We start from the raw sequence: 7366 nt of genomic DNA on the forward strand, positions 1-7366 counted from the left end.
GCGCTGCTCCCTTACGACTGTCGGAGTTGTAACGGGTGCCACCACCAATATGTATTTACTAACATAGTTTTCATTGTCTTTTTTTGTTTTATCGGTGGCAAATATAACCACTTTGTTTTAATATCCAAAATAAAAGTGACTTTTTTCTTTATTTTTTTCTGCGAACCATTTTGCCGGATGAAGTGTTTCGTAGATAAAGTGGGACGTATTTTTTACCACTTCCTGCGAAGTTTCCCGAATAAAGATGTATCTTCGCAGAAACTCGTAACCCGTAGCTTGTAACTCGTTAACTCAAAAACTTAAAGATATGAAAGGATTAAGTTACTCTTTTTTGCGTGCGATAGGTGCGCTGGTGATAGGTCTGATACTAGTGATGTTTCCCGATCAGGCAGGTGATTATCTGGTGATAACGGTGGGTGCCATCTTTCTGGTTCCCTCGCTTATCAGCATTATCGGTTATTTCGCGCAAAGCGCTGAGGTGCGTCACCGTTTCCCGGTTGAGGGGGTGGGCAGTTTTCTTTTCGGCTTGTGGCTGATTATTATGCCCGGTTTCTTTGCCGATTTGCTGACGTTTGTATTGGGATTTATCTTAGTGATGGGAGGTGTGCAGCAGATAGCCTCGTTGTCGTCGGCACGCCGTTGGATGCCGGTATCGTTTGTCTTTTATGTGTTGCCGGTATTGATTCTGGTAGCCGGGTTGGTGGCGTTGTTCAATCCTACGGGCGTGCGTTCCACGGCCTTCATCATTATCGGCATCAGCAGCATGGTGTATGCTGCTTCCGAACTGCTGAACTGGTTCAAGTTCATGCGTCGTCGCCCGATAGATCATATTGATAATGTGATAATGTGGTAATGTGCAAATCTGTTGCTGGCTGGCAGCGTGACATTGAAATGACACAGCGCAGCCAATTATCACATTACCACATTATCACATTATCTCCATTAATCCATCCACTTCTTGATCAGTGCTATCGCCTCTTTTTGCATCTCTTCGGGCAGTGTGCCGATGCGTGCCAGATGGCTGCCTCCGGGTTCAACGAACACGTGGATATTTTTCTTTCCTTTTAGCCAGGTGACGCCTGCCGCTGTCCACGGGTCGTTCTGACCATAGATGAATATCATTTTCGGATCGTTCTTTTTGAGGAATTTCGTGATTTTCTTGCCCAATGTCTTATCGAAAGGCATATCCTTCAATTCTTCGGGAAGCATCAGACGATGCAGATAGCCCTTGCTTGACTGGATGGAGAGATAATCTTTGAAAGGTTTTGTATCGTAACCGTAATAACCCAATTCGCGGGCGGCCTGTACGAAGAAGGAACCTGTCGGACTGTCGGCAATGAAATAGTCGGGGTTGCTGATGGCAAGCAGATGCTTGAAAATCTCGTCATCCGAAGCGGTGGTGGCGGGAATCTTGTCGATAGGTGTTCCCCATTGCCAGAGGGCGAAAGAGTATTCCAGCACGCAATAGTCGTAAATCTCTTCGGCAGGTGCACGGAATTTCAATCCTTTTTCTGCGCAATACTTCTCGAAACGGGGCAGCAGGATGGCTTTCCGTTTCAGCACTTCCAATTGGAAGTCTTCAATTTTCTGGCGGTCTTCGGGAGTTGACACTTTCTGGAGGAAAGGTTCGTGGCGGCCGTCTTCCGCTCCGTAGCAGAGCGGAGCGACGTAAGGCACGGAGACATCCACATCCTCCGGATAGAATGTGCGATAGAGCAGGGTGGTCTGTCCGCCCTTGCTGATGCCGGTTGCAATCCATTTTCCGGGATAGATGGTTTTGAAGGCGTTGCGGACAGCATGCAAATCGTCTGCGGAGTTCTCTGCCGTAAGGTATTGCCAGTCTTTGGGTTCGGGAGTGGACTCTAGGAAGTAGCGGTATTCCACAAACACCATATTGGCATCCAGCAGCTTGGAAAGCTCTTCACGATATTTGGGATGAAGGGCGTAGGCGGCTCCATATCCTTCGGTCACAAGAATCGTAGGGCGGTCGAAACCGACGTGCGATACAATGACACGCTGACGGAAACTGCCCTTTTCGGGATGGCGGTGGTCCAGCGGCTGGGTGAAGTAAGTCACGTATTTTTCAGAAAACAGGGGTGACTCCAGTGGTTTGGTTTCCGTAATGGCGGAAATCTGACTCAGTTTTTGTTGCAAGAGGGTTTGTGCCGAAACAGATGTCGACACGAACAACACTGCGAGCAGCAGGAACGCTGCATAGAGATTACGTAAATTTCTCATGATAATTGAGTTGTTTTAGTTTTTGAAAGATGTAAAAATTTAGTATTGTCTTCTCGTTGTCGCAAAGTTACAACTATTTTTCTTATAAAGGCAGGAACTTCGTAATCTCTTTTTATTTGTCGTTTGCAATATTCAGGATTGCGCCGAATTTGTGTTCTGCTTTAGCCACATTCTCCAATACGGAAAGTAGATAGTGCCCTTTGTGTAATTTACGGCGTGTAAATCAGATTGTTTCCGAGCATTAGTTCTATGCCGTTTCCCCAAGAATTGATTTTTAATGATTTTTATTGCTGAAAATCAACTATATAAGAAAATAACGGTACAACTATCCGTTATGGAAAAGAGAAAGTGAAAAAGTTGCTTTGAGGGAGTGAAAGGATTTGAAAGGCGTGTGTTTTGAATGAAAAATTAAACTAAATCTTAACAGTTAATAGATATTTTTATGATAGAAAGCAGGGAGACAACGAAACTTCAAAGGAATACGCTGTATGTCAGCGAAAATGTGTAACCTTTTGGATTTCCGTTTGAAAACGGGAAAGCAAAAGTAACCGACACAGGGCAAATGAAGGAAGTAGATGGCAGTAATGGCGAATATCATTACTGGGATAGTAATGATTGGTATTATATAGACCAATTGGGCAATAGATTATCTAATAAGTGAGGTGCAGAATGAACGGTCGTTGATAGTGTTAGCGACAATGGCGGTGAAGTCGCAAGATACTTGTCAAGGGAGCCGACGGCGGCTGGTGCATACACATCGTCACCAAGAAGACTCGGACGGAAGCCGTGCTGCCGCTGTCAGATGAAGCCCTCGAACTGTGCGGTGAGTGCGGCGAGGGGCAGGTGTTCAAGGGGCTGACGCAGACCATCTTTCCCCTCTATCTCAAAGACTGGATTAAGTCTGCCGGGATAACGAAGCACATCACGTTCCATTGTTTAAGACATATCCAATTCTCTTTTGTGCTGAAAATAAACGACTTGCAAAGATTTGTAGCTTGATTTCCAACGATTTGAAAACGAGCGAAGTTCTGTATCTTACTTCGTTTTGCATTAAATCAAAAGAACACTTTCTTCGCTTGCGAAGTTAATGAGTATTTCTTTAACCGCCCAAATTATAGGTCGAAAAACGAGGAAAAACGAACGGACTTCCAATCGTTGAAAGATTCCATGCCTATCGGTTACTTTGAAGAAAGGCAATATGGGCAACAGAATATGGCTGATGTTTTGTGCCTGCTCTCTATTTCCTCGTTTTGAATATCCTGTTGCATTATATTTTATTTTCGACAATGCTTCAAATGTGCCGCCAAAATCGCAAAGTTGAGTAAGTGTCCTTATAATCAGTTTCACTTTTTCTGAATTTTATCGCGGCTGTTTCAAGCTTTATCACTACATTTGCGTTATAGATCAAAGTATTGTAATTCGTAAGCAAATCAAAACGTATGGAATCGCAAAAGATAAATAGGCTAAAAGTAGTGTTAGTTGAGAACGGCAAGACCGGGAAATGGTTAGCCGAACAAGTAGGCAAGAATGAAGCGACCGTTTCCCGATGGTGTTCCAACAAGATGCAACCCTCCCTTGATATGCTTGTAAAGATTGCAAGTTTACTTAATGTTGACCCTCGCCAACTTATCAATGGCGGTAATAACGATTGATTATGGCAAAGAAAGCAACAAAGAAAAAAGAGAAGAACATCCTCAATCTTGAATCTATATTATTCAACTGCCGTGATTATCTCCGTGGCAGCGCATCACTCAATGAGAAACGCGATGTGATACTTACGCTTGTGTTCCTACGGTTTATCGGCGAGAAGTTCGATGATGCACAAGCCGAGATGCGCCAGCAGTGTATCGACCGTGGAATTACGGACGAGGAAAAAATTGCGAGGTTCCTCGATTCTCCATCCCGTTATAAGAATATTGTGTATGTGCCGGAAGCGGCACGCTGGTCTATGCTAATCAATGTGCCGACTTCTGACCTTGTTGCGGCGCTTGATGACGCTTTACAGGCAATCGAAGACGGCGGAGACACGCTTAAAGGCTGTGTAAAACTCGGACTGTTCACCTCTGTAAAAATCCAGCCCAACGAACTTAAAAAGGTCGTTGACGAAGTGAACAAGATTTCCCACAAGGTATTTGGCGAGGAAAAGGATTTGATAGGTCGTGTCTATGAGTACTTTCTGAAGTCGTTTGCCGTAAATGCCACCAAAGAGGACGGCGAGTTTTACACTCCACACGATATTGTAGAACTCATTGCCGCCTTTATTGAGCCTTTCGATGGCACACTCTATGACCCCTGCTGTGGTTCCGGAGGTATGTTCATTCAATGTGCAAAATATGTAGAAGCAAAGCAAGGTGACATTACGGCCGTAAATGTTTTCGGTCAGGAGAAAGATGACGCCACTTTCCGCCTTGCCAAAATGAATTTGGCGATGCGTGGCATATCCCACCATTTGGGCGATGGCCCTATTTCTACTTTTGACAAAGACTGGCATGCCGGACTTGCCTTTGACTACATTATGGCAAATCCTCCATTTAACCTCAAGCACTGGTTTACCAAGGACGTTACTCAACAAGGCGTGAACTGGGCAGATTATGGAACTCCACCCGAGAGCAATGCCAATTATGCATGGATTCTCCATATACTCTCCAAACTCAAGGCTGACAAGGGTATTGATTTGTACGCAAGATATTTGAAAATAAAGATGAGTTTGTTAAACAATCAAATAATCTTGCGAGACACCTTTATGACCAAAGTATACACCCACACGTTAGTAACGGAGAATTTTATGTAATTTATATTGACGGTTGCATTATTAACGATGAAACTATTGATGCTGTTATGTTACTCAAAACAGAAGCAAAAGATAACTTTTTAACCGTGTCCTATGAAAACGGAGAATACTCCATAAAATCACAACTAGGCTTGAGTACAAAGCATTTAGACAAAGGGTGTATAATTTTCAATACCCAATCAGATAATGGATATTTAATTTCTATCGTAGAAACATCAACTATCCGTCAAGATGGCAGATATTGGTCTAACAACTTCCTTTATATTAAGGAAAAAATTACTGATTTTCAGCATACTGAACATATAGCAGATTTTTGTTCTATTGTAGTTCGACAAATTAGTAAAGGAAATCCTGAAAAATCGTTGGATTTAGCTAAGGCATCTCGAAAAATTATACAAATATTGCAAAATGAAGGTCGGGAAGTAAATACAAATGAACTGATTTCATCATTAGCAATCGATGAGGAAGTCGCATCCATGTTATTATCATATAAAAGAGAATATGAGAAAAGGAGTGGAGAGATGCCTGAGACTTTCAAAATCGCACAAAATGCAGCGAAGAGAAAGGCTATCACGAAAGCTAATATCTTAAAAATAGGTTCAGATTTTGAACTTAAAGTATTAAATTCATCAGCCATTATCGAACAGGGATATGATGATGAGAAGAAACAGAATTTTTTCAAACTATATTATAGATAGGTATGAAGGAAGATATGACAATTGACGATATTAAGAAACTGATCGCCACCGATGAGTCACGGACTCTGGAGCTAAAGAAGACTATCGGCGAACTAAAAGACGGAATGCACTCGGCGTGTGCGTTCCTTAACACCGAAGGCGGTTGGCTGATTTTCGGTATAACACCAAGTTCATTGAAGATAATTGGACAGGAGGTAACCGATAAGACACAGCAGGAGATTGCTCAGGCATTGGCGGGGCTGGAACCTGCGGTAGATGTGCGAGTGGCCTATGTTGATGTACCAGAGTATCCGGGCAACAAAGTCATTGCTATGCATTTTGACGGTTGGGTGTGGGGTGAACGGCCGCACACCTTCCACGGTTGTCCGTATTACAAGGTAGAAAGTACAACGAAGGTGATGCCGCAGGACATGTATGACGAGCGTATTCGCGCCCATCAACCCCAACTGTACGCATGGGAAAGACTTGCTGCTGATAGTGTGACAATGGCAGACCTTAACGAGAACCTGATTCGCAACGGCATCCGTCGAGGTATTGATGGCGGTCGTATCCCGGAATCGGCTTTGTATGAGCCGACAGGAGATATTCTCGCAAAATGGAAGTTGCTTAAGAACGGTATGCCGACCAACGGTGCGGTATTGCTCTTTTCTGATAACATTGACGAGTATCCACAGTTCACACTGAGAATGGCACGGTTTGTGGGTACAGATAAAAATATGTTCCGCGACAATCAACGTGCAGAAGGAAATTTCTTCCAACTTTTGGATGCCGGAGTCGCATTCTGTTTCAAACATCTTTCGCTCAGTGGAAGAATCACAAATCATAGTCTTGAACGGGAAGAGCAACTTGAAGTGCCCTATCATGCGTTGCGCGAGGCTCTTATCAATGCTCTCTGTCACCGACATTGGGAACGGTATAATCTGACTGTCAGTCTTGCCATCTACGATGACCGTATAGAGATTGCAAGTCCTGGCACGTTTCCACCACAGATAACACCCAAAAATATCAAGGAGCCTCATGAGTCATTCCCTCATAATCTGAAAGTGGCTGAAGCACTTTACCGGATGACTTATCTGGAGAACTGGGGAAGCGGTGCGAAGCGCATCATGGATGCCTGCAAAGCGCAAGGGGTGGAAGAGCCTGTGTGGTGTTCAGATGGAGGTTTTGTGACCATCACGTTCAAACGACCTGATAGTTTTGCTCATAATTCCGAACAAGGTGGTGAAAGTACACAAAAAGCCGTTGAAGGTACGCAAGAAAATGCAACCGGTACACAAGAAACGTCTGGAAGTACACAAGAAAACGCCGAAAGTACACAAGAAAGTATTTCTCAGAAAATATTAAGGATACTTTCTAATAATCCAAGTATGACCTTATCGGATGTTGCATCCGAAGTCGGAAGTACAAGAGATGGCATAAGAAAGGTAACGGATAAGCTGCGGGCCAACGGAAGCCTTATCCGCGAAGGTTCGACAAAGAGCGGTCGGTGGATTGTTGTAAATAAAAAATTAAACGATGGCAAATAAGAAAATTGATAATGTAGAAATTCTTTTGTCAAAACTTGACAAAAGTCAGTTGAGCGACTTTATACGGAAGGAATGCATTAACGATGGTCGGTTCCAAGACCGTTTTCTCGCAC

7 protein-coding genes and 1 pseudogene are annotated in these 7366 nt (G+C 43.6%); 6 read left to right on the forward strand and 2 right to left on the reverse strand.

The genetic code is table 11. The features are described from left to right. Positions 1 to 307: 307 nt before the first annotated feature. Positions 308 to 853 carry a DUF308 domain-containing protein gene (locus K2G43_RS01395; RefSeq protein WP_300152772.1) on the forward strand — a complete coding sequence of 182 codons (546 nt, stop codon included), beginning with the start codon at positions 308 to 310 and terminating at the stop codon, positions 851 to 853. Positions 854 to 942: 89 nt separating this feature from the next. On the opposite strand, the gene K2G43_RS01400 is transcribed toward K2G43_RS01395, so the two are convergent. Further along, on the reverse strand, positions 943 to 2238 hold the full coding sequence (locus K2G43_RS01400) for a S28 family serine protease (protein WP_297645337.1): 1296 nt from the start codon (positions 2236 to 2238) through the stop codon (positions 943 to 945). A 714-nt stretch (positions 2239 to 2952) separates the two neighbouring features. On the opposite strand from K2G43_RS01400, the pseudogene K2G43_RS01405 reads away from it, so the two are divergent. Continuing rightward, a pseudogene (locus tag K2G43_RS01405) lies at positions 2953 to 3183 on the forward strand (hypothetical protein); the annotation flags it as partial. A gap of 105 nt (positions 3184 to 3288) precedes the next feature. Here K2G43_RS01405 and K2G43_RS01410 read toward each other — a convergent pair. After that, complete coding sequence (locus K2G43_RS01410; RefSeq protein WP_300152773.1) at positions 3289 to 3585, reverse strand: hypothetical protein; 297 nt, start codon at positions 3583 to 3585, stop codon at positions 3289 to 3291. A gap of 92 nt (positions 3586 to 3677) precedes the next feature. Here K2G43_RS01410 and K2G43_RS01415 point away from each other — a divergent pair, with 92 nt between their 5' ends. From K2G43_RS01415 to K2G43_RS01430, 4 genes are read left to right on the forward strand one after another with little or no spacing between them, the layout of a single operon-like run. Next, positions 3678 to 3890 (forward strand): helix-turn-helix transcriptional regulator, encoded by a 213-nt coding sequence (locus tag K2G43_RS01415; protein ID WP_022436670.1) that lies wholly within the window; start codon positions 3678 to 3680, stop codon positions 3888 to 3890. Between the two features lie 2 nt (positions 3891 to 3892). After that, complete coding sequence (locus K2G43_RS01420) at positions 3893 to 5029, forward strand: class I SAM-dependent DNA methyltransferase (RefSeq protein WP_300152774.1); 1137 nt, start codon at positions 3893 to 3895, stop codon at positions 5027 to 5029. Next, positions 4924 to 5727 (forward strand): nucleoid-associated protein, encoded by an 804-nt coding sequence (locus K2G43_RS01425; protein ID WP_300152776.1) that lies wholly within the window; start codon positions 4924 to 4926, stop codon positions 5725 to 5727. The genes K2G43_RS01420 and K2G43_RS01425 overlap by 106 nt, the downstream gene beginning before the upstream one ends. A 2-nt stretch (positions 5728 to 5729) precedes the next feature. Next, positions 5730 to 7253 (forward strand): ATP-binding protein, encoded by a 1524-nt coding sequence (locus K2G43_RS01430; RefSeq protein WP_300152775.1) that lies wholly within the window; start codon positions 5730 to 5732, stop codon positions 7251 to 7253. Positions 7254 to 7366: the final 113 nt, after the last annotated feature.

Origin of the sequence: Bacteroides sp. (assembly GCF_029057325.1) — a bacterium.
Taxonomy (GTDB): Bacteria; Bacteroidota; Bacteroidia; order Bacteroidales; family Bacteroidaceae; genus Bacteroides.